The sequence below is a fragment of the Winogradskyella poriferorum genome, assembly GCF_036553625.1.
GTDB classification, from domain to species: Bacteria; Bacteroidota; Bacteroidia; order Flavobacteriales; family Flavobacteriaceae; genus Winogradskyella; species Winogradskyella poriferorum.
In genome coordinates, this window is sequence record NZ_JAZHOU010000001.1 from 430,399 (window position 1) to 453,840 (window position 23,442).

The following is a 23,442-nucleotide window of genomic DNA, read 5'->3' on the forward strand; positions in this document are numbered from 1 at the left end:
TCTAATTTTCTGCCGACAAAGATAGTAACTTTAGCATTGTTTTATAGTTTCTTGCCGTAGCATTAACCTTAAGTTTTCTTTCGAAATAATTAAGGCTAAATTTTGCATTGCCATAACCCTTGTTTGAATAGAAATAAAGACAATCATTTGTGATTTCATACTCCTCATTTTCATAGGTTTTATTATAAGCTTCCTGAACTAAATCCTTATCTGGACTATGAGATAATATGGCAAAATAACTGTTGATTTTTTTATCTTCAGAAAACGGACAGTCGTCAAATATTTTTTGTAATTGTTGTCTCGTTCTTACCATCACAGATACATCAAATCCAAAATGATCAGCAATAGACTTTTGAATTGAATTTTCTATCTTTTGAGCATTAGTTTCTGCAAATTTAAAAATCACATTCCCACTTTGTATGTAAGTTTTAACATCAGAAAACCCTGTCTTTGTTAGTAGTTCTCTTAACTCTACCATTGGCACCTTTCTGTGTCCGCCAACGTTGATACCTCTTAATAATACGATGTATGTTTTCAATTCTTTGCTATTGATTGCGACACAATGTAAGCTCCTGTCCAAGCATTCTGAAAATTAAAACCACCTGTTACTGCATCTACATTAATAACTTCTCCTGCAAAAAATAAGTTGGGTATTAACTTACTTTCAAAGGTTTTAAAGTTTACTTCTTTTAAGTCTACTCCACCTGCTGTAACAAATTCTTCTTTAAAGGTACTTTTGCCTGTTACTTGAAAAACCGCTTGTGTTAACTGCGCTGCTAGAGCAGTCAGTTGCTCTTTATTGAGATCTGCCCAGCGTTCATTATCAGAAATATTTGAAGCTAGAACTAGTTTCCGCCACAATCGCTTTGGTAAATCGAACTGTGCAGTGCCAAAAATCTGTTTCTTGGCTAAATCTTGTTTTAAACCTTTTAATTGATCTAGACAATCTTCAAAATCTTGTTTTATAAAGTTAATTCCAATCTTAAAATTGTAATTAAGCTTTGCTAGCTCAACCGCTCCATAAGCCGATAATTTTAAGATCGCTGGCGCACTCATACCAACATGTGTTATAAGTAAAGGACCTTCAGAAAAAAGATCTGTATCTAAAACTTTCACTTCTACATTTTGTGCCACAACGCCTGGTATATCTTTTATGCGTTTGTCTTTTATATCAAACGTAAATAGTGATGGAACTGGCGGAACAATGGTATGACCAAAACTCTCTAAAAGCTTCCATACTTTCGGGTTGCTTCCTGTTGCTAAAACTATTTTTTTTGCTTCAACATCTCCTTGAGTTGTACTAACTTTAAATCCATTTTCAATAGGTTTTATAGTTTTTACAGAGTGATTATATAAAACCTCAACCTTATGTTTTTTGGCTTCAAACAAAAAGCAATCTATGATAGTCTGAGATGAATTTGAGACCGGAAACATCCTGCCATCTTCTTCTATCTTTAATTCTACTCCGCGTTCTTCAAACCAGGCAATAGTATCTCCTGTCATAAAGGTGTGAAAGGGACCTAGCAATTCCTTTTCGCCTCTTGGATAATTTCGCACCAACTCTGATGGTATAAACTCTGCATGTGTAACGTTGCAACGTCCGCCGCCAGAAATTTTCACCTTTTGCAGACCTTCTTTACCACGTTCTAAAATAGCAACTGCTAATTCGGGATGCTTCTCTGCTATGTTAATTGCAGCAAAAAATCCGGCTGCACCTCCACCAATAACAATTATGTCTTTTTGTGCGTTCAAAAATTATGATTTAAGAAGATTTTATGAGTAAATCTTTGTTAAAATTAACTTCTATAGTTATCCTTAACCTATGAAAATATTTACAATGATACACTTTAAAAGATTAATATTAATAACGCTGATTGCGGTTTCTTGTCAATCTGCTGGTCAACTCAAAATAGAAGGCAGCATTAATAACTCCATAAAAGAGGCTTCTGCTGCAGAAACCACACCTCAATCGAATTTAATTTGGACTATTGAAGACTCTGGAAATGACAGTGATTTATTCGGGTTAGACTCTAGCGGAAAAATTGTAAAAAAAGTAGCAATAACTAATGCCAGCAACATTGATTGGGAAGATTTAACTTCTGATAAAGACGGTAATATTTACATTGGTGACTTTGGAAACAACAATGAAAAGCGAAAGCATTTTAGGATTTTGAAAATAAATCACAACGACTTAGACAACGATACTGCTGAAGCTGAAATTATTGACTTTACCGTTCCTAAAAAGAAGTATTCTAAAGATTTTGAAGCGTTCTTTTTGTACAATAATTCATTTTATATTTTTAGTAAAGAAACGAAGAAATTCATCACCCTAAAAGTTCCTAACATACCAGGGAAACATGAAGCCGTGTTAAGATCTGACTTTAATTTAGATGGTAAAAACAATAAAATTACTGCTGCCGATATTAGCGATGATGGTGAAAGCATCGTACTATTAAATCATGATAAAGTATGGAAAATCACTAACTTTAAAAATGATGATTTCTTTTCTGGTAATATCGAAGAGCTACCTTTTGACCATAACTCTCAAAAAGAGGGTATTTGCTTTAAAAATAACGCTATGGTTTACATAACAGATGAACGCAATGGCGACGAAGGAGGCAATATTTACAGTTTTAAACTCAACTAAAAGTTTAAACCAAAACCAAATGAAAATCTCAAACCATCTTCACCATTAAATAGGTTAAATGTACCTGCAACAGAATCTGCAGCTGCTACCCAAAAGCCACCTCCGTAAGAGTTATGCCACTTTTCTGAAGTGTCGTTTTTCACCCAAACTCTACCTACATCTATTCCTGAAAAAACACCTATCTGCATAGGGAACCAACCTGTTTTAAAACTATTAAAACTATATCTTAAATCTGCATTGGTTACTAAAGAATTTTTACCTGTAAATCGTTCTGTTCTATATCCTCTTAGTCCTGCTCCTCCATCTCCAATATTTGCTCCCTGATAAAATAAAAAGTCATCACCAAAACGCAATTGAGTTCTAATATCTGTCTTTAGAACCAGTTTTCTATTTACACTCAAAGCATTATAGAATCCTAGATGTGCATTTACATAACCAAAAACATTTTTAAACTCTTCTATCTCTGTTTTAGCACCTGCGACAATATTAAAATCCATTCCTCTAGAGGTTGCTATTTCGTCATCTGCACTATGGTAATCATATTCCGCCTCTAAAGCTGTAAACAATCTCCTTTCATAAAATTCTTCATCTGCTGTAGGCATAAAATCTGTAATAAATCTATTATCGGTTTCGTCTAATTCTATACCTTCAAAAATAGCTCTAAACCCATATTCACTTCCATAGCCCGAAGACTTAATGGCACCTACATCTAATCCAATAATACTGGTCTTAACTCGGTTATAATCTAAAGTTAAATCGTCATCGTTATTTACTGTTTCGTTACCTATACCAAAGAAGTTATTTGTAAAATTGGCACTTGTAAAAACACCACCTACTTTTAAGTTCCAATCATTAAAAATATTCGCAAACTGACCGTTATACCTAATATCGAAGCCTTCTGTAGCAAAATAATAACCAGCATTAAACTTGTGTTGTTGTGAAAATGGATTGCGTTCAAAGCCTTTTGTAGTTTTAACAAGGCTTACTCCTACTTTTAGTCCATCATCTGGATTAAAACCAAGACTTGGTGTTATAACACCTGTCTTTGTTATAAACTTTTGAAAATCGTATAAATTAGATTTGTAATTATCTGTAAACTTTATCTGACCACCCTTGTTTTTTTCGATAGTATTTTTTTTAGACTTATGATCGTAAACCTTAATGCGTCTTCCTTCATTTATAATATAGATATCATTTCCTTGCCCACCTATAAGTCTTGTATAGATTAAATTATTTGCTTTACCATTAACTTCAAAAATATCATCATCATCTAGACCATACACCCAAATCTCTTTAGTGACATCTCTGTGATACGTTCTATCTACAATGACATCTGCTTTTTCGCCTCCTTTATTTCTCCAGATCTGTACTCTGGTCTCTTTATCTGCTGTTCTTGTAATCTCAATAAAATCATCTTTGTCGGTTGCTGTAAGTATTACCAACTCATCTAAATAGTTAGAATAACGCGTCGCAATATCTACCAGATTATCTCGTCTTCCTCTTAATTTGGTTTTAATGTCTTCTATAGTTTCGTCTTGAATTTCTTTAGGTAAATTTGAAAATGCGTCTTCTATAACTTCATCTGTTATTTCTGTCTGGAGAAATTTAGCCTGTTCTAACCAAACCGATTTATCCGCTTGTTTGATTAATGCTTTATCTAATTTATGCCCAGCACTATTCATCCATTTAATATCTTTAAGTTCAGAATCGTAAACCTGAAGTTGTTTTGTAGAGCTAGAAATTGTTCTTCCGATGTCTAGCAACGTCCCATCAAAATTAGAAAACACCTGATCTCTATCTCTTGGTATTGCTCTGTAAAGTTTGTCTCCATTTGGTTGATCAAATTGTGCCCATCTCCATTGATCCTGGTGTCTATCCCAATCTCCCAAAAGCATATCAAACAATCTTGCCCTAACAAAAGCGACTTCGTCTATTTTATACTCTTCATCTTTTCTTATTTTCTCGATGATATCATGGGTACTTTCTATATCATCTGCATATCCAAAATTTCTGTCGTTAGAATAGTTGTCCTCCGGACGTTCTTCTATCATATACAGTTCTCCACCATACTCATCGTTGTATTTTCCTAAATGCTTATGTTTTGGAATGTAATATAATTTTGGATTGGTATGTAATACCTGCGCGGCATCAGAAAGTTTAGGCACTACTAAAAACGCATAAGGATGTGCCGCCGTGTAAAAATCTAAAATAAGATCTTCTACTATGGTTTCATCAAATTCATTCTTAATAAAATTATCTTTAAATACAACCGTTTGAATATATTGTGTCGCACTTTTTCTAAGTGCTCGCATATTTAATTCTCTACCGTCTTTTAGTTTTAATCTTAAAGAACGTGTTTGATGCCCGCCACCTTTTCGGACTACCTCTAATCCACCGTAAAGGGTATCTAAAGTGGCTACTTTTGCCGTAATTTTTTTACTATAAACATCTCTATAATTTTCTCCCCAAATAGCTTCAAAAAAGTCCGTTTTATCAGTTTCTTCTTTTGAATAAATAGAAACCTCAACTGTATTTGGAAAGCTATCTGGTAAAGTAGAAATATCAAAATCTGGTTTGTTTGGAGGTATAACTTCTTTTTGAAACATGGCTTCTGGCTCTCCATTTTCGGCGCTAAAAAACTGTACCCAAGAACTACCATCTTTATACACTACGAGTTTAGCAAAGCCTTGTTTTCCATAGGAAAACAAACCATTATCACTAAGCGTAGCATAAGACTCCTTTGCACCAGAACCAGAAACTATCTGTTTTATTCTGCCTTCTTCTATATATTGCAACGTATGTTCATGACCGGACACAAATACTAATTTTGGACTATCTACAGCAAGGGTTTCTAAACGCTTCATTAACTCATTATAACGCTCGTTATATCGATCTTGAATAGATACACCTCCTTGTGTTCTAATTTGCGCAACTACAGAAGCCAAACCTGGAAATGGTATTTTCTTCTGCCCAGGAAACAAGTGTTTTGAAGCAGCAAATTGTCCACCATGTACACCATTGGTATACATTGGGTGATGCATCGCAAATACAATAGTTTTGTTTTGTGCTTTTTTTAATTCACCTTCGACTTCTAAGAAAAAACGCTCTCTTGTTTTTATTTCGCACTCGTCATTTATACCTGGATTATCATTCCAGTTTTCTAAATACCATTGGGTATCTATAATGATGAGTTGTACTGTCTCACTAACATCTATACTCTCTAACGGACAACCATTTTCTGGCTGAAAAGTGTTTTTACCTAATGCGTTTTCTACATACTTTTCTTGGCGCTTTACTCCCTTTAATCCGCCTGCATACCACTCATGATTACCTGGTATAAATATGGTTTTACCTTTAAAATCTTTTACAGCACCAAACTGAGCCTGAAGTGCATTTTCTGCCGACGCTCTGTCTTTATGCTCTTTTTTTGGTAATCCTGCTGGGTAAATATTGTCTCCCAAGTACAGTGTATAATCTTCTTTTGAATTGCCTTGCGTTGCTATATGCTTCTTAAACGCCATTAAAGCATCTGAATAGCCATTCATAGGAGATTTACCAGCATCACCAACTAAGTAAAACACATTATCAACTTGTTTTTCTGGTAAATTTTGAATTGTAAAATCATCTTCAGCATACTGCGCTTTATACGTTGCGCATGCATGACTTAAAATGATTAAAACTAAGATTGTAATTCTTTTGTAAATATGTTTCATGTGTATTATTTATAACTGAAAAATAAACTTGTTAAAAAGGTTAAGAGCTACAAGATAACATAGAGCATCCTGCTTTATGTCGTGCCCATTCTGGTCGTTTAGCAAACCATTTTTCGTATTTTGGTTGATTGCTGTATGGATTTTTCAACATTTGAAACAAATCGTCAATTAAACCATATTTTCCTTCATTGGCATCATCTATAGCCAACTGTGCCATGTAATTTCTAAGTACATATTTAGGATTTACAGCATTCATTTTTATTTGTCGTTGTTGGTCTGTAGCTTCTTCTAACTTTAATCTTTTGTCGTAATCTATAATCCAATCATTCCATTTCTCTTCTTTCTTGCCTTGTATTTCTTCTGGGTTGTAAAATGCTTGCTTTACAATTTCTAGGCTATTTTCAACTTTTCCTTTTTCAAAATTAGAAAGCAAACGGTAAAAAATTGTCATATCTGTTTCTGAAAGCAACAAGCAATCTTCTAAATCTTCAACTAATTTTTGATCTTCTTCTTTTTTGAAATCTAATCCTAATTTTGAACGCATCATATTTAAAAACGCTTCTTCAAAATCTTTTTGATATTGATTCAAAATTGTTTCAAATGGCTCTGCTTCATCAACTAAAGCATACAATGCATTAGCCAATTGTAGCAAATTCCACAACCCAATATTTGGCTGATTACCATAACGGTAACGCTTATGCTCTCTATCTGTAGTGTTTGGTGTCCATCCAAAATCAAAACCTTCTAACCAACCATAAGGTCCATAATCTATCGTTTGTCCTAAAATAGACATGTTATCTGTATTCATAACTCCATGCACAAAACCGACACGTTGCCAATGAATAATCATATCTAAAGTTTTATCTGCAACTGCTTTAAAAAACTGAATATAGACTTCTTTTGAAGGTGCTCCAAGTTCTGGATAAAAATGTTTTATGGTATATTCTGTAAGCTTTTTAAGATTTTCTGTATCGTTTCTTGAAGCAAACAATTCAAAATTACCAAAACGAATAAATGATGGCGCTACTCTGCAAACAATAGCACCTTTTTCATAGGCTGCATTACCGTTATAAAGCATATCTCTTAACACCTCATCTCCAGAAAGCATAAGGCTCAATGCTCTTGTTGTTGGCACACCTAAATGGTGCATTGCTTCGCTACACAAATATTCTCTTACGGAAGACCTTAAAACAGCTAAGCCATCTCCTTGTCTAGAATATGGCGTTTCACCAGCTCCCTTTAGTTGCATTGCCCATCGTTTTTTGTTGTGCTGTACCTCGAATAAATTTATTGCTCTTCCATCACCTAGCTGTCCTGCCCAATTCCCAAATTGGTGTCCTGCATAAGCCATGGCATAAGGCTGCGTTTCTTTGTACAATTCAGAGCCTGAAAAAATATTTAAAAACTCCTCAGAACCTACTTCGTCTTCATGAATTCCTATGTTTTCACACATTTCTGGTGATACATGAATTAGCTTTGGTGATTTAGGTACTCTGGGTTTTACATAAGAGTACATGGCACCAAATACTTTTCTTCTAGTATTACTTAAGTTAGTGTCAGACGGTAATTCTTTATTAAAAGTATCGGCTATTTTTAATTGCATATAGTTATGAAGAAGGCTTTTTGGTCTAGGATTTAAAATGGTAGTTACAACTTATTGCTTTATCATTTTTATAAAAATACAACTTAGTAATTACTATTAGCTCTAATTAAATGTTAAGTCTTGTAATTTTCGTAATTTAGACCTAATTAATAATGTACGTTACTTATGGCAAAGTCTCTTATTGAAGACACACAGGAATATGTTTTTAACCTATTATCAGACAAACTTCCTAACACTTTTATATATCATAACTACACGCACACACAGCGCGTAGTAAAGAGCACTAAAGAACTTATAGAAAACTCAAAAATCTCAAAAGAAGAGTCTCATATACTTGAGTTAACAGCCCTGTTGCATGATATTGGTTACACTGTAAATTCTGAAAATCACGAAGCTGAAAGTGTAAAACTTGCCCAAGCTTTTTTGAAAGAAAAAGGGGTTGAAGAAAACATTATCAATGCTGTTTCAAGTTGTATAATGGCAACAAAGTTTGACGAAGAACCATCCAATAAACTTGAAGAAATTATACGAGATGCTGACGCTTCTCACTTTGGAAAAAAATACTTTAATGAAGCTAGCGAGTTTCTTAGAAAAGAACTAGAACTGCGTGGTATTAAAAATTATACGCCTGCTGAATGGCGAGCCGAAAATATAAAAGTATTAACGGAACATAGTTTTTATACAGAATATGCTTTAAAAAACTGGCAACCACGAAAAGAAAAGAACTTAGCAAAGTTAATGGGCAAAAAGAAAAAGCGTAAAAAGAAACTTGATGTTGAAAAACTTAAGGCTAAATACAAAGCTCAATATAAAAACGAAAGCCCAGAACGTGGTGTACAAACATTTTACAGAACTGCATTAAGAAACCATATTAAACTGAGCGATATTGCCGATACAAAAGCCAACATATTGCTATCGGTTAATGCCATTATTATTTCGGTTGTACTTGCCAATCTTATTTCTAAGCTAGACACCAACCCTTATTTAACTTGGCCTACCATTATATTTTTATCATTCTGTGTTATTTCTATGGTACTATCAATCATTGCTACACGACCAAATGTAACAAGTGGGGAGTTTACCAAAGAGGATGTTGAAAACCAAGAGGTTAACCTTAGTTTTTTTGGTAATTTCCACAAAATGGAATTAAAAGAATTTGAATGGGCTATTGGAGAAATGGTAAAAGATAAAGACTATATCTATAAAGCACTCACAAAAGATTTATACTTTTTAGGTAAGGTTCTAGAACGCAAATACAGACTATTACGTATTACCTATACTGTATTTATGATTGGTATCATTATCTCTTTAATATCTTTTGCTATTGCGGTAAAAGATAATCCTAACGTAAATATTGAAGATGTTTTACCAGAAACTAATGAAGAGACTGGTTTTATAAAATCAAAGGAAGATGAAAAAGGTATTTTTAGGATTTAATAGTTTCCATTAAATCGTTGTAAGTATAGAAATTCTTATCATCATTTTCATTATGGTAAAGAATACTAACCCTTAACGCTTTAAGTCCGGTTACTCCTTGCAAGTCCTCTAACTCTAAGACTTCTAAATCGTTATCAAGTACGTTTTTAGATTGTAAAAAACTTATATAAGTTTTGTATTCGTCCTCATCTTCTTTTTGAGAATACACAATGGTTAGTTTTCCTTTTTCAGTAATTCGCTCTTCAGTACCTTTTATAAAAGCTTTATCGACACGTTTTTTAACCACCTCATAGCGTGCGTTATAAGTACCATCAACATCAAAGCGTTTTTCATCCATTCTAAAACGAATTGAAAGTGGCTGATTAAACACTAATACCATTGAAGCTACATCTAAACTTATTGGATATTCATGCTGGTTTTGATAGTACGCGTTCTCCATTTCGCACATTACCTGTAATTGCCACAGTCTTAAATTATAAAGGTAAATCACATCAAAGCTATCTAGTTTAGTAATAGATTCACCTATATACATATTATGCTCCACTCCGTCAGTTTTAAAACGCTCAAAAAAGTGTGGATACATTTTTTGTGCTTCAATCTGTTTTTCATCTAATAGTGATGACATATTGGTATTTATAAGCTTTACCGTGTCGTCGTAATGCTTCCGATAGAAATAAATAACGTTAAGATCTTCATCTATCTTTTTAAAGTAATCTTCAATATCATCTTTAAGCGACTCCTGACTTTTAGCTATAAGCTGAAAAGCTGGCTTTACTTCTTCTTTTAAAAAGACAGAAATGGCATGCTCGCTATCTACCTTAAAATTATCCTTAATATCAGAACTATGCTTTACAATCTGAAACCTTATTTTCTCAAATATTGGCAAGTGCTTTTTCTCAAGACTTTTATCGAGAATTTTCTCAGCAAGATTTAATTGCATTAGTAAATCTTTCTTGGTAGCTTCATTTCTAGCATTTGAAGAACCTTTAACATCTATTTGTCCAAATAGCGGATACACATTATCAAAAGCAATTTTTCTAAATGTTGCTGATTCTTCTTTATTGTACTGCGCTTTGATATAATTTCTGGCTTCCTGAACAAATTTCCAATGTACACTAGAGTGAATAGAGGTACATTCCTTCTGTATTACAGCTTCAATTAAATTTTCTTCCTCTGCCTTAGATCGTTCTACAGCCGAGACAATAAAAGGCATTACGTCTACAAGTTTATTAGCATTAACACTATTTAGAACCTTAGGTTTGTCAGATACTAATTCTAGTATTCCCATTAACCCTTGGTCATTAGCAATTGGTGCAAAAATTGCACTTTGTATACCTTGCTCTTTTAAAACTTTAATATGAGGTACATCACAATCTCTACTTTCATAAACCTCTTCTACATTTGAAATTGTGAAGTATTTTTTCTCTTTAAGCAATCTATTATATGACCAATCACACAGCGCATCTGTGCAATAAGATGCTTCTAATTCATTAAGAAGATAACTCGTCATACCAGCACCATAGACTCTCATAAAAGAATCATCATCTTTATTGTAGATAGAGAACCCAACTTTTATATCCTTTATACCAAGGAGCGAACGAAAGATTTCATGAAAGTCTTCCATAAAGGCTTGGTCCTTTCGTTTTCCTTTACCTAAAAGAGAAGACTTAATATTGGAAATAGACTGATCATCAGTAACATCAAAAATATTTGAAATTACAAATCCTTTAAAATCATAACTATTTGGTGGAAACTTTGATTTCCATAACTCTAAATCCTCAAAATTATCTATCAGTTGATCATAATCTTCTGATGTAATATTTGGAGCATGCTCATTTGGTGTAATTTCTATAAAGTCTGCATTGTACAGAATTTTATAGTAACGCATAACACCATTTTTATCTGGAATTTCATAGAAGAAAGGTCGTTTAAAACTAAGGTCATAACCATAACAGAACTTCAAAATAATTGAACATGCAATTATATAATTATGATCTTCTGGAAGGTTTTTAATTTCTAATTCAAAGTCCTCTCCAGCATCTTTCAAAATTGAATTAAAACGTTCTGATGAATTAAAAATAACATCTTGTAAAGGTATAGAAGCTGTTTTTATTTCATTTTGTGTTAAAATAGGACTAAAGGAATCCTGAAGAATACCTGCAATCTCATCTTCATACTTTTCAAACAAAGACAAATCGCTAAAACCCTCTCTAAGAATAGGATTATCTTCAGCAATCTGTAATACACGTTTTGCATTAGAAACCACTGCTTTTTTATCGGAATGCATAAGCAGTTCGTACTTTTCTAATAGCTTATTAAAGCTAACCTTTACATTTAAAGGTGACTCAATGTGGTTATTAATATTCAATGAATTAAAGTAGTTTTATTTCCTAAGTTACAAAATTTTAATTGTAGTCGTTTATTAGTAGACGAACTTACACATGATTTTGTTACATATTTTGACAAAAAACTAAACTTTCTTTATGCTAATTGCAAAACCTCCTCCCTCTGCTAATTTTACTGAAAGATTTGAGCCTTTTGACACTTCAATTTTTTCGATAATAATATCTAGCGGATTTTCATCCCAATGTGCGTTATCTCCATCTTTATAAATTATAGCTTCGTAGCTTTGGTTTTCATCTAAAAAGTCGAAAATTAAGTCTATTGTTCTTGCATTTTCATCTGTAATACCACCAACAAACCAATCTCCTGTTTCTCGCTCTTGTCTTGCTATAGTTACATAATCGCCAACTTCGCCATTTAAGACTTTAGTTTTTTGCCAATTTACTCCAACATCTTTTATAAATTGAAGTGGCTCTGGGTTCGCCTCATAATGCTCAACTAAATCGGCTGCCATTTGTATTGGACTATAAATCACCACATACAATGCTAATTGTTGAGCAATAGTGGTGTTTACCTGATTGTCTGGTTTGTATTCATCAAACTTAATATTGAAAATTCCTGGTGTGTAATCTATAGGGCCAGACAACATTCTTGTAAAAGCAACTATTGGCAAATGCTCTGGTGGATTACCTCCATCGCTTGCCCAAGCATTAAATTCTTGACCTCTTAAACCTTCACGAGAAATGATATTTGGATAAGTTCTACGTAAACCAGTTGCTTTAATTGGCTCGTGCGCATTAACTGCAACGTCGTATTCAGCAGCTTTAATGGCAGCATTGTTGTAATGATTCACCATATACTGTCCGTGATGGTATTCACCTTTCGGAAGAATTTTGCCAACGTAACCCGATTTTACTGAGTGCATACCGTATTTCTGCATTAAGGCGTAAGCTGTGTCTTGTTGTTTGGTATACGTTTCGGTTGCCGCAGAGGTTTCGTGGTGCATTATAATTTCTACACCTTTTTCTTTAGCATATCGTGTTACCTCATCAATATCATAATCTGGATAAGGTGTTACAAAATCGAATACGCCTTCTCGATCTTCAAAACCAATCCAATGTTCCCAACCTGTATTCCAACCTTCAACTAAAACACCTCCAATGTTATTTTTTGCCGAAAAGTCTATAAATCGTTTTACATTTTCAGTATTCGCTCCGTGCTTTCCGTGTGCACCTCCTGTATCTGTCCAAGTACTCATATTTTGAGTCATACCGTAATCCCAAGACGATTTTCCTAAGTGCATTTCCCACCAAACACCTGTATACTTCATTGGTGTAAACCAAGATACATCTCCAAGTTTATTTGGTTCGTTTAGGTTTACGATTAACTTTGATTCTATGAGTTCTGGTGCATTATCTGAAATTTGAATGGTTCTCCAAGGTGTCTCAAAAGGTAACATTCGTTTTACCTTATAATCAGTATTCTCTGAACCTACTAAATTACTCTTTAAATCAAGATTTTCAGTATCTACTTTTAAGGTCATTCCTGAGTAATCTATCAACGCTGCCTCATGAAAACTTAAGTGTGTACCATCTGTGCCGACCATTGTCACTGGAGTGTTAACAGCATTTTCAGGAATATAGGTTTGTGCTAAATTCTTATGGTTCGCAAATTGTAGAGCATCAATCTCTGATAATTTTGTCGTGTTATATAAATGCTCGTAAATATCCCAATCACCAGGAATCCAAAAGGTTTTGTAGTCTTCGGTTAAATTGAATTCTGTATGTTCATCTTTAATCAGTGCTTCTTTAAAGTTAGCTTGTTCTGGGAATTCATATCTAAACCCAATACCATCGTCATACACTTTAAAAACAATATTTAGTTTTCGGTTTAATTCTGATGTTTCTTCTAATTCAACTCTTAATTCATTATAATGGTTTACTACATCTATTTGTTCTCCCCAAGGCATTTGCCAAGTTTCGTTGAACGTTGATGTTGATGCATTTTTTATTTTGAAATTTTTATCAAAATCTTCAATTTCCTTAAAGTCGAAACCTAAAAACGATGTATCTACAACCGTTTTGTTGTTAAACATTACAGTGTAAAATGGCTGTCCTTCTTTGGTAAGATTAAAGTTGACGGTTATGTCCTTATTTGGCGAAGTCACTTCAGTAATATGTTTTTCCTTTTGATTACAAGAAAAGAAAAGAACTGTAAGGATTAATGGGATAAGATTGAATTTCATTAAGATTGATTTATTGTCTTTCGATTAAAACGATATTAGCATTCGAATTTATGGTAATTTTTCCGTTTTCTACTGTTGCTTTAACACCAGAATATGCATCTTGAAGCAATTCGCCTTCTTCAAATACTTTAGAAACATCAATGACTTTTTCTCCTTTTAACAAGTCTAAACCTATAACAACTAGATCTTTGAAATCTCCTTTATAATAACTTCGGTAAAATAGATAAGGTTCTTTAGTTATCATTTGATGCATCCCAGCACCGACAGCTGGATGACGCTCTCTGAATTTACCCAATTTTTGCCAGTGCTCTAAGACTTTATTTGTTTTTGCATCTGATTTTACAGCATCCCAGTTCATGAACGAACGTAAGGTTGCATCTCCTTGAGTGCCTTCAACCACTAAAGATCTTGCAGATTCGTCACCATAATATACTTGCGATGTTCCTGGTGACAATAATAGTTTATTTGCTGTCTCAAATGGTTTTTCCCTTTTAGGATCAAACGGACCACCATCATCATGAGAGCTTAAATAGTTTAGTACACCAAACCCTTTCAACTCGTTATTTAAGATACCCGAATAACGTTTGAATAAATCTTCGTAACCATTCTCTTTAGCATTCCATTTGAATTCGAAATTGATTTGCGCATTGAACATATCATCATAATAATTGACTTTTTTGTCACCATAATCAAATAGTTTTCCTCCACTGATGCCATAGTTGTAAACTTCACCTACCAGATAAAAATCATTATCATCCATGACTCTTTCTGGATTATTCTTTTTGAATTCCGTAAAAGCATAATCACATTCTTTTTTGAATTCTTCCCAAACATAGGCTTCTGTATGCTTTACCGTATCACATCTGTAACCATCCACACCAAATTCAGTAATATAATCTGTAAGCCACTTCATGATATAAAAACGTGGAGCTCTTGGATGGCCAGTTCTTTCAAAGAACTCGTCTAACTCTTTTACTTCTTGCTCATAACGTCCTTCTGCTTTCCATTTTTCAACCAATTGCGGAGGTAACTCTACATTTTCATTGCTTTCAGTTCTGATATCTGGTAAGTTTTTTACCAAAGTACAACTGACAGTGTGTTCGTAATTGTCATAAGAACATTGCACATCTGTACGAACCCAATCTTCTGGCCAAACAGGATCTTTTTCCGTAACAGGACCTGTGTGATTAATCACTGCATCTAGCACAATGCGAATACCTCTCGCATGCGCTTCTTTTACCAATTCATGTAAATCTTCTTTAGTACCATAATTTGGATCTATTTTGGTCCAATCCTTTGCCCAATACCCATGAAAACCATAAGTTATACCTGTACCTTCATCTGTTCCTCCATGAATTTGTTCAACAATTGGAGTCATCCAAATGGCATTTATCCCTAAATCAGTGAAGTAGCCTTCTTTTACTTTTTGGGTGATGCCTTTGATATCTCCTCCTTCAAAACCTCTAAGTTTTCCTGTTTCTTTGGTTCTATCAAAATTAACATCGTTGGATGTGTCACCATTATTGAATCTGTCGGTTAACAGAAAATAGAGATTCGCTCCTTCCCAAACAAATGGTGCCTTTGGTTTTTCTTCGACTACAGTTTTATTTTCTTTACAGCTAAGCATTGAAAAAGCTATAATGGTTACTAAAAAATATTTGTACATTATTGTTTAATTAAGATTTTATATTCCCAAGCTTCTATTGGCTGGGCTTGTGGTGTAATTGTTTCAATCTCGCCAGTTAGATAGTTTTTATATTTCCCTTTAGGAATTACAACTCTATTGCCACTATCTGTAAAGTTTCCAACAAAAATTATGGTCTCTTCACCTTTACTTCTTTCAAACATTAAGATACTATCTGAGTATGGCATCGGTTTATATGAAGCTGCATCTTTACCACCATTCAAAGCTACATTAGTACTTTTAAGTTCTCCTAATGTCTTCAACAAATCGAAATACTCACCTTTAGTTTTCGGGATAGAATCTTTTTCAAAAAACTTAAGGCGATGTTCCATATCATACTCCTGTCCACTATATATTAATGGCATTCCTGGCATCATATATTCTAGTGCAGTAAATATGTCTTTTTTATCTCCCATACGTTCTTTTATGGTTCCGCTCCACGAGTTTTCATCATGATTGGTAACAAAATTCATAAGAATATCATCAGCTTCATAATCCGTAGAAACTTTAGTCATATACTCATAAAAATCTTCAGGTGATTTTTCACCTTTTGCTAAGTCATTCATTAAGTGATGACCATTCCAAGCATAAGCCATATCAAACAATTCGCCTTTCAGCAATTCTGGCTCCCAAGCTTCTGCTAACATAAAAACATCTTTTTCACTTCTTAACTTAGAAATAGCTGTTTCCCAAAAATCGACAGGCACAGAACCTGCAACATCACATCTAAAGCCGTCTACACCTTCATCTTTTACCCAATACAGCATGTCCTCAATCATTTCCTTACGCATATCTTGGTTGTCGTAGTTTAAATCTGCAACATCTGTCCAATCAGTTCCGTCAGGATGTACAATCTCACCCGATTCATCTTGAGTGTAATAATCTGGATGATTTTTTATCCACTCATGATCCCAACCTGTATGGTTTGGCACCCAATCTAAAATGACATAGATTCCGTTTTCATGAGCTGTATTGACCAATTCTCTAAAGTCTTCTTTAGTTCCAAATTCAGGATTAATCTTTGTGAAATCGGTTACTGCATAGTAACTACCCAAGTATTTAGCTTGTTCTTCTTCTGGAAAATCAGAAGCGAATTTGCTATTTTCTCCACCTGTAGCTTTTCGTTTGGTTTCAGAAATAGGAAACACTGGCATTAGCCAAATGACTTTTACTCCTAATTCTTTTAAGGTTGGAATATCTTTAGTGAATTCATCAAAAGTACCTTCCGGAGAATATTGACGAATATTTGCTTCATAGATTACTGCCGTTTCCAAAATCTCATCTGAAATTGGTTCAATTTCAACACTGGTTTTTGGCTCGTCCTCTACTATTTTAGTTTCCTTTTTTTCTTCTTTGCAACTTGCAAACAGCGCAATTGCAAAAAAGGTAAATATTAGTTTTTTCATGATTACTTTATTTTAAGTATGAATGATTCTAAAGGTTTTATATCAATACGTACTTTGGCTTTTCCATTTTCAACTTTTAAAGTTGACGTATAATTCTTGTACAACTGATCTTCAACTTGATAATCTCCATCTTTCAAACCTAATTTTGAGACCAAATCTTCTGGTAGTTGCAATTCAAAACCATAAGTATTTTCGGCATTAAAGTTTGAAATCACAATGAGTTTTTCATCTTCACTCCAACGTGCAAAACTTAAAACCTTATCGTTGTACCACTCAGTATGTTGCTGATTGTAATGTTGCAAATCTTGATAGTCTCCCATTAAAGCATCACTGGTAATCGTGAAGTTTAATAAGCGCTTGTAAAAGTCTCGCAATACTTTTTCATCTTCGGTAGATTGACCACCATCAAACTGTTTGTTGTTTACCCAACGCACAACGCTTGGTACACTTCCGTAGTCGAAAATAGATGTTCGTGTTGGGTCGCCAAAACCTAAATCCTCTTCGGCTTTTTCTCCAAATTCCTGACCAAAATATACCATTGTAGGCGATGTGCTTATGGTTGCAGAAACGACCATTGCTGGCTTTCCTTTTTCAGCATTACCTGCAAAATCTGGACTCGCAATACGTTGCTCATCGTGATTTTCTAAAAAGTGAAGCATATGGTGTTCAATATCTTTTAAATCCTCTTGAATTGGTGGAATGTTGTACGTGCTTCCGTGACCTTGCATCACGTGTTTTATGGTGTCATACAATTGCACTTTGTCGTACAGGTAATCCATTTTTCCTTTTTTGATGTAATCTCTGTACAAATGTGGTTGGTAAACCTCAGCTAATAGAAACGCATCTGGATTCCGCATCTTGATGTGCGAATTCATATAACTCCAAAATTCCACAGGTACCATTTCTGCCATATCAAAACGGAAACCATCCACGCCTTTGGCAGTCCAATACAAAGCGATATCTTTAAACTTTACCCAAGAACCAGGTACAGTTTTGTCTTTCCAAAAGTTATAATGAGCTTTGTAATCTTCGTTATCGAAACCTTCAGGCAATTCATCAAAATCCTTTTGACCGTCTGGATTTATTCCGTAGTTAACCTTAACAGTTTCGTACCAATCATTCATATTTGGCTTTGATGCTCTTGAACCATTACCTGTCCATTTTGCTGGAACTTCTTCAAACTTACCATCTGCTTCTAGATGATTTTCTCCACCTAAAGGTTGGTAATTGTTTTCCCAATTTGGCACTTCAAAAGTTTCACCTGGATTGTAATAAAAGTTATTATTAACTGCGTAAGTCACGGTTGTATCATCTTCTGCACCGAAATCCGTTGTGCCTTCAGGATTAGTTAGACTCTGATAATTTCGTGCCACGTGATTTGGCACAATATCAATTATAACTTTTAAACCTGCTTTGTGCGAACGCTCAATTAAGGCTTCAAACTCTTGTAATCTATTCTCTACATTTTCGGCCAAATCAGGATTCACATTGTAGTAATCTTTTACCGCATATGGCGAACCTGCACGTCCTTTTACAATATCTGGATCGTCGTTAGAAATGCCAAATTCAGTATAATCTGTAATAACATCGTGATGTGGCACACCAGTGTACCAAATATGTGTCACTCCGAGGTCCTTGATTTCAGTAAGTGCTTTGTCTGTGAAATCGTTGAATTTACCAACGCCATTTTCTTCTAAAGTTCCCCAAGGTTTATTGTTGGTATTGGTATTTCCGAATAAACGTGTAAACACCTGATATACGACTTCTTTCTTTTTCATCACTGATTTAGTTTCTTCAGTTTTTATAGTTTGTTTTGGCTCGTTTTTGCAACTAAAAACAAACGATACAAGTAAAATTAAAGCAATTATATATTTTGAACGCATACTATTTGTTAAGCTTTATTTTAATTTCTTTCTCGGTTGTAGTATCCCAAATCACATCAAGCGTTAAGGTTTTATATTTTGAATTATAAGTTCCATTAACCTTTTCTTTTCCTACTTTGATTTTTTTCGGTTTCTTCTTGATGTTATGAATGGTTAAGGCAATCGTTTTTGATTTAGCTGAATAGCTTTTTCCTGTCTCTGCTTCAAATTCAAACTTTAACCAATTACCTTTTTGCTTTGCTTCGAACTCTAAAATTTGAAAAGCTTTATTCTCGATCGGATTGGCTGTTTTTCCATCGTCAAAATATAATTCTCGCTCAGACTCTTTCACAGAATCATCGTGGTAATACTGTAATTGAAATGCACTATCATCATAATTTTCTGTAGTTTGAACCATATCAGTTAACGGAATAAATGCACCTGCTCTGACATAAACCGGAATAAAATCTTCTCGCAACTGAACAATTTTTGTCGTACCACCTTCGGTAACATTATCGGTTTCGATATCAAACCATTTTGAACCTTTTGGGAAGTAAACTTCTTGCTCCTTTTTGCCTGCTTCTAAAACTGGCGAGACCAGAATATCATTTCCCCATAAATAGGTTTTTGAATAATTGAATAAATCTGGATTGCTAGGTTCTTCAAACAATAGTGGACGCATTAGCGGCTTTCCATATTTATGGTTTTCGTACACCAGATTATAGTTATATGGTAATAATCTGTATCGCATTGCAATGGCAAAACTTGCTAATCGCTTGGCTTTTTCACTTCTGTAAATTGGCTCGCTTGGTACATCTTCTTGAGCGTGCGGTCTAAAAATTGGATTGAATGCTCCATACTGCAACCAACGCACATACAGTTCGTCATCTAAGTTAGCACCTGCAAAGCCACCTAAATCACTATGCATATACGCCAAACCTTGCATTCCCATTTGCAATGCAATTTCTGGCTGACTTTGCAGTCCTCCCCAAGTTCGGTTAACATCACCAGACCAAGGTATCATTCCGTAGCGTTGACTACCAGAATAACCAGCACGCATTAAAATAAATGGTCTTGTATTTGGAAAATCGCGTTGATAACCTTCGTAGATTAAACGTACCCAATCGTGACCGTAAATATTATGAACTTCGGAAGCCGAACCTGTATGATGTTGTACCCAATCTGGATGCACTTCTGGCTCTCCTAAATCTCCCCAAACACCAGCCACACCTTTGTTGGCTAAATCTTTGTAAATATTCCAAAACCATTGCTCTCCTTCTGGTTTGTAGATGTCAATAAGTCCTGTATTACCAAAGTAAAAATCATACCTTGCATCATTGCCAACAGAATCTTTCGCTAATACGTTTTTGGCAACTGCTTCATCCCATTTTTTTGACGTAGTCAACACAAAAGGCTCTGTAATTGTTATAGTTTTTACACCTTTATCATTGAGACGTTTTACCATGCCTTCAAAATCTGGAAATGAATCTCTAAAGACTTCCAAATTTCCCATGGTACCTTGTATATCTTTTCCGAACCAGTACAAGTCTAAAATAATAGCATCTACAGGAATTTTTTCTTCTTTGAATTTTGAAATCGTGTTTTCAACTTCTTCTTGTGAGTGATACCCAAATCGGCTTGAAAAATTGCCCAAAGCCCAACGTGGCAACATAGGCTGTTTTCCTGTTAGGTTGGTGTAATTATTCAACATATCGTACCATGATTCACCTACGATAATTTGATAGGTTTTACGACCAGAAACGGTTTCGTAAGTTAAGGTGTTATCTCCTTTGCTATCTAAGTCCAAATACCCAATTGGTGCATTATCAAAGTGAATCATATATTGATTAGACGACAATACGATTGGCATTGTGTAGTTCATTAATTCACTATGTGTTTCGTAACCATAGTGTGCTCTATTGAACAATGGTAAACGATGTCCTCTGCGATTCATACCCAAAGCTCTTGCACCACCTCCGAACAACACTTCGTCTTTTGATAGGTTGAATTCTATTTTTTCAGTGGAATCGGCAACGATATTGCCTTTTACCATATCCATTGGCTCGTGCTTACTTTTGTAGTAGCCACGTTTTTCGGAAGTGATGAATTTGTCTTTGTAGTAGTATGAGATTTGGAAAGGTGATTTCTGAATTTTTACTGTTGTAAAATAGTTGCAATTAAGGTTTGAAGGCAAACAATCCTTTAAACTGTTTGAACCAATAAATTCTAGAATACCACCATCAGTTATTTTAAGACTCACATCAGAGTTTTTAGTATGTTGAGCTACAGCGTGACTTTCTTTTTTTTGACTTTCGCCTTTTGGAATAAACGTGGTCTCAATAGTGTTTTGAGAATAAAATTGAAATATATATTCACCATCGTTAGTGGTAACGCTTAATTTTCCATTTTCAAGTTGATGCGATTGGTATACACGGTTTGGGTTTTGTGCAACCACTGAAACCGTTGTGAAGAAAATTGAGATGTATAGGATGATGTTTTTCATAATAATAAAATAGATTCCGCATCAAGTGCGGAATGACAAAAACTTTACAATTTTGTGGAATAAATGTAACTTCCTTTCTCGTTAAGCTTTATACTATCATCCCAAGTTAAAGTCTCTCCTGTAATGATATTTTTTAAGGTTTTACCTTTTAATCCCATTTCTTCGTGATACTTTAAATCGATTTCAATTGGTTCATCGTTTTTATTCATAATATGAACCACTGTCTCGTCACTATTAGAACGGTATAAAAAGTAAGTGCCTTGAAAAGGTGCAAAATGTTTTGTCTTGCCTCTGTGAATAGCTTCACTAGATTTTCTGTAGTTAAGTACTTTTTTAAGGAAATATTGCATATTCTTTTGTGCTTCTGTTAAGCCTTCTCCTGTAAATGCATTTACAGTATCGCCTTGCCAACCTCCAGGGAAATCTGTGCGGATTAATCCGTGGTCTCCAGGCTTATCAAAATCATCCATTAAGATTTCTGTTCCGTAATAGATTTGAGGAATTCTAGGCAACATCAACAGGTAACTTAATGCCATTTTAGTATTTGTAGCATTGCCTTTAAGTTGTGTAAAGATTCGGCTCATATCGTGATTATCTGGAAAAGCCATAATCTTTTCTGGTGCTGTATATGCAAAGTCATTTGCTAGAGCCTCGTAAATTTTAACCAAACCACTATTCCAAGCCTCGCCTTCGTTTAAAGCCTCAACTAATTTAGCTTGCATTGCAAAATCCATTGACGATGTTAAGTTAGAATCATAACCATCTGTATTCTCGTGTCCTTCTTGCCAATATGCAATTAGCAACGGATTTAAACTCCACTCTTCACCAACGATGCTGAAGTTTGGATATTCGGTCATAATGGCTCCTGCCCAATCACTCATAAAATCTTTATCTGGATAAGGATACGTATCTTGTCTAATTCCGTCTAAACCTAAAACTTCTACCCACCAAATACTATTTTGAATAATGTACTTGGCCATAAATGGATTTTTCTGATTTAAATCTGGCATACTTGGCACAAACCAGCCTTTTGACATGCCTTCGTAATCTGCTTCGGAAGCATAAGGGTCTTGATTTGTAGTACGTCTATGGTTAGACATTTTAGTGGTTTTCCAATCCCAATTATCCTTGTTTTGCTCGTAATGCTCTTGGTAATTTACCCAATCTTTGAATGGTAAATCTTTCATCCACCAATGTTCTAATCCACAGTGATTAGCCACTTGGTCCATAATAAGTTTCATATCTCTATTATGAAGTTGGTTGGCTAAATTTTTGTATTCATTTAAAGTTCCGAAACGTGGATCTACTTTATAAAAATCGGTCATTGCATAACCGTGATATGAACCACTTGGCATATCGTTGATTAAAATTGGGCAAGGCCAAACAGCAGTAAAGCCCATTTCATCAATATAATCTAAATGCTCTGTAATACCTTGAATGTCGCCACCGTGACGCTTATAACCATCAGTTCTATCGATACCTTGCTGCAGCAAACCTTCAACCTCATCGTTATCTGGGTTGGCATTTGCAAAACGGTCTGGTGTGATAAGATAAATAGCATCAGAACTATTGAAACCTACATAATCTTCAGCAGATTTTTCTCGAGCTTTTAACTCGTAGGTTTGCACTAATCCAATAGAGTCGTTTTCTCTAAAAATAATATTGAATTTATTAGGTTTTGCTCCTTCTGCAATTTCTAAATCTAAAAATAGATAGTTTGGGCTCTCTGCTTTGTGAAATTTGACCAGAGAAACATCACCAGAATCAACTTCTGGAATAAACTTCCCTATATCTGGATGTTTAACCAAAAGTTGAAGTGATTTGTTTTTAAAGCCTGTCCACCAAAATGGCGGTTCAATCTTTTCAACATCATTAAATTCAGGTAATGGTTTATCTTCAGTTTCAGTCGTAGTAGAATCTGCCTTTTCTTTACAAGACCACATTAAAACGATTGAAAAAAAAGTAATAACTAATGATAGTTTCTTCATAATTAATGTAT

At 34.5% G+C, this 23,442-nt stretch carries 13 protein-coding genes; 2 read left to right on the forward strand and 11 right to left on the reverse strand.

All coding sequences use genetic code 11. From position 1 onward, the window contains the following. Position 1: 1 nt before the first annotated feature. Both V1468_RS02025 and V1468_RS02030 read right to left on the reverse strand, forming a co-directional pair. Positions 2-538, reverse strand: a complete 537-nt coding sequence (locus V1468_RS02025; protein WP_331808586.1) for a DUF1697 domain-containing protein — start codon at positions 536-538, stop codon at positions 2-4. Next, complete coding sequence (locus tag V1468_RS02030; protein ID WP_331808587.1) at positions 535-1,752, reverse strand: BaiN/RdsA family NAD(P)/FAD-dependent oxidoreductase; 1,218 nt, start codon at positions 1,750-1,752, stop codon at positions 535-537. The genes V1468_RS02025 and V1468_RS02030 overlap by 4 nt, the downstream gene beginning before the upstream one ends. A 70-nt stretch (positions 1,753-1,822) precedes the next feature. On the opposite strand from V1468_RS02030, the gene V1468_RS02035 reads away from it, so the two are divergent. Further along, complete coding sequence (locus V1468_RS02035; RefSeq protein WP_331808588.1) at positions 1,823-2,647, forward strand: hypothetical protein; 825 nt, start codon at positions 1,823-1,825, stop codon at positions 2,645-2,647. Here V1468_RS02035 and V1468_RS02040 read toward each other — a convergent pair. Together V1468_RS02040 and V1468_RS02045 are read right to left on the reverse strand one after the other, a co-directional pair. After that, a complete protein-coding gene (locus V1468_RS02040) occupies positions 2,644-6,360 on the reverse strand; it encodes a metallophosphoesterase (RefSeq protein ID WP_331808589.1) in 3,717 nt (1,238 codons plus the stop codon). The two genes, V1468_RS02035 and V1468_RS02040, sit on opposite strands and share 4 nt — an antisense overlap. A gap of 40 nt (positions 6,361-6,400) precedes the next feature. Next, positions 6,401-7,963, reverse strand: coding sequence for a protein adenylyltransferase SelO (locus tag V1468_RS02045; protein WP_331808590.1), 1,563 nt, complete (start codon positions 7,961-7,963; stop codon positions 6,401-6,403). 165 nt (positions 7,964-8,128) lie between these two features. On the opposite strand from V1468_RS02045, the gene V1468_RS02050 reads away from it, so the two are divergent. Beyond that, positions 8,129-9,400 (forward strand): Pycsar system effector family protein, encoded by a 1,272-nt coding sequence (locus V1468_RS02050; protein ID WP_331808591.1) that lies wholly within the window; start codon positions 8,129-8,131, stop codon positions 9,398-9,400. On the opposite strand, the gene V1468_RS02055 is transcribed toward V1468_RS02050, so the two are convergent. The 7 genes from V1468_RS02055 to V1468_RS02085 form a co-directional block, all read right to left on the reverse strand. Beyond that, a complete protein-coding gene (locus V1468_RS02055; protein ID WP_331808592.1) occupies positions 9,390-11,768 on the reverse strand; it encodes a GAF domain-containing protein in 2,379 nt (792 codons plus the stop codon). The two genes, V1468_RS02050 and V1468_RS02055, sit on opposite strands and share 11 nt — an antisense overlap. A gap of 102 nt (positions 11,769-11,870) precedes the next feature. Beyond that, positions 11,871-13,988, reverse strand: a complete 2,118-nt coding sequence (locus tag V1468_RS02060) for a glycoside hydrolase family 97 protein (RefSeq protein ID WP_331808593.1) — start codon at positions 13,986-13,988, stop codon at positions 11,871-11,873. A 10-nt stretch (positions 13,989-13,998) separates the two neighbouring features. Beyond that, positions 13,999-15,654, reverse strand: coding sequence for an alpha-amylase family glycosyl hydrolase (locus V1468_RS02065; RefSeq protein ID WP_331808594.1), 1,656 nt, complete (start codon positions 15,652-15,654; stop codon positions 13,999-14,001). Next, on the reverse strand, positions 15,654-17,078 hold the full coding sequence (locus V1468_RS02070; protein ID WP_331808595.1) for an alpha-amylase family glycosyl hydrolase: 1,425 nt from the start codon (positions 17,076-17,078) through the stop codon (positions 15,654-15,656). Before V1468_RS02070 ends, V1468_RS02065 begins: the two co-directional genes overlap by 1 nt. Positions 17,079-17,080: 2 nt before the next feature. Further along, positions 17,081-18,856, reverse strand: coding sequence for an alpha-amylase family glycosyl hydrolase (locus V1468_RS02075; RefSeq protein WP_331808596.1), 1,776 nt, complete (start codon positions 18,854-18,856; stop codon positions 17,081-17,083). A gap of 106 nt (positions 18,857-18,962) precedes the next feature. After that, the gene (locus V1468_RS02080; protein ID WP_331808597.1) at positions 18,963-21,443 is read right to left on the reverse strand and encodes a TIM-barrel domain-containing protein; all 2,481 of its coding nucleotides are present in this window, start codon (positions 21,441-21,443) and stop codon (positions 18,963-18,965) included. Positions 21,444-21,487: 44 nt separating this feature from the next. Then, positions 21,488-23,431, reverse strand: a complete 1,944-nt coding sequence (locus V1468_RS02085) for a glycoside hydrolase family 13 protein (protein WP_331808598.1) — start codon at positions 23,429-23,431, stop codon at positions 21,488-21,490. Positions 23,432-23,442 lie beyond the last annotated feature (11 nt).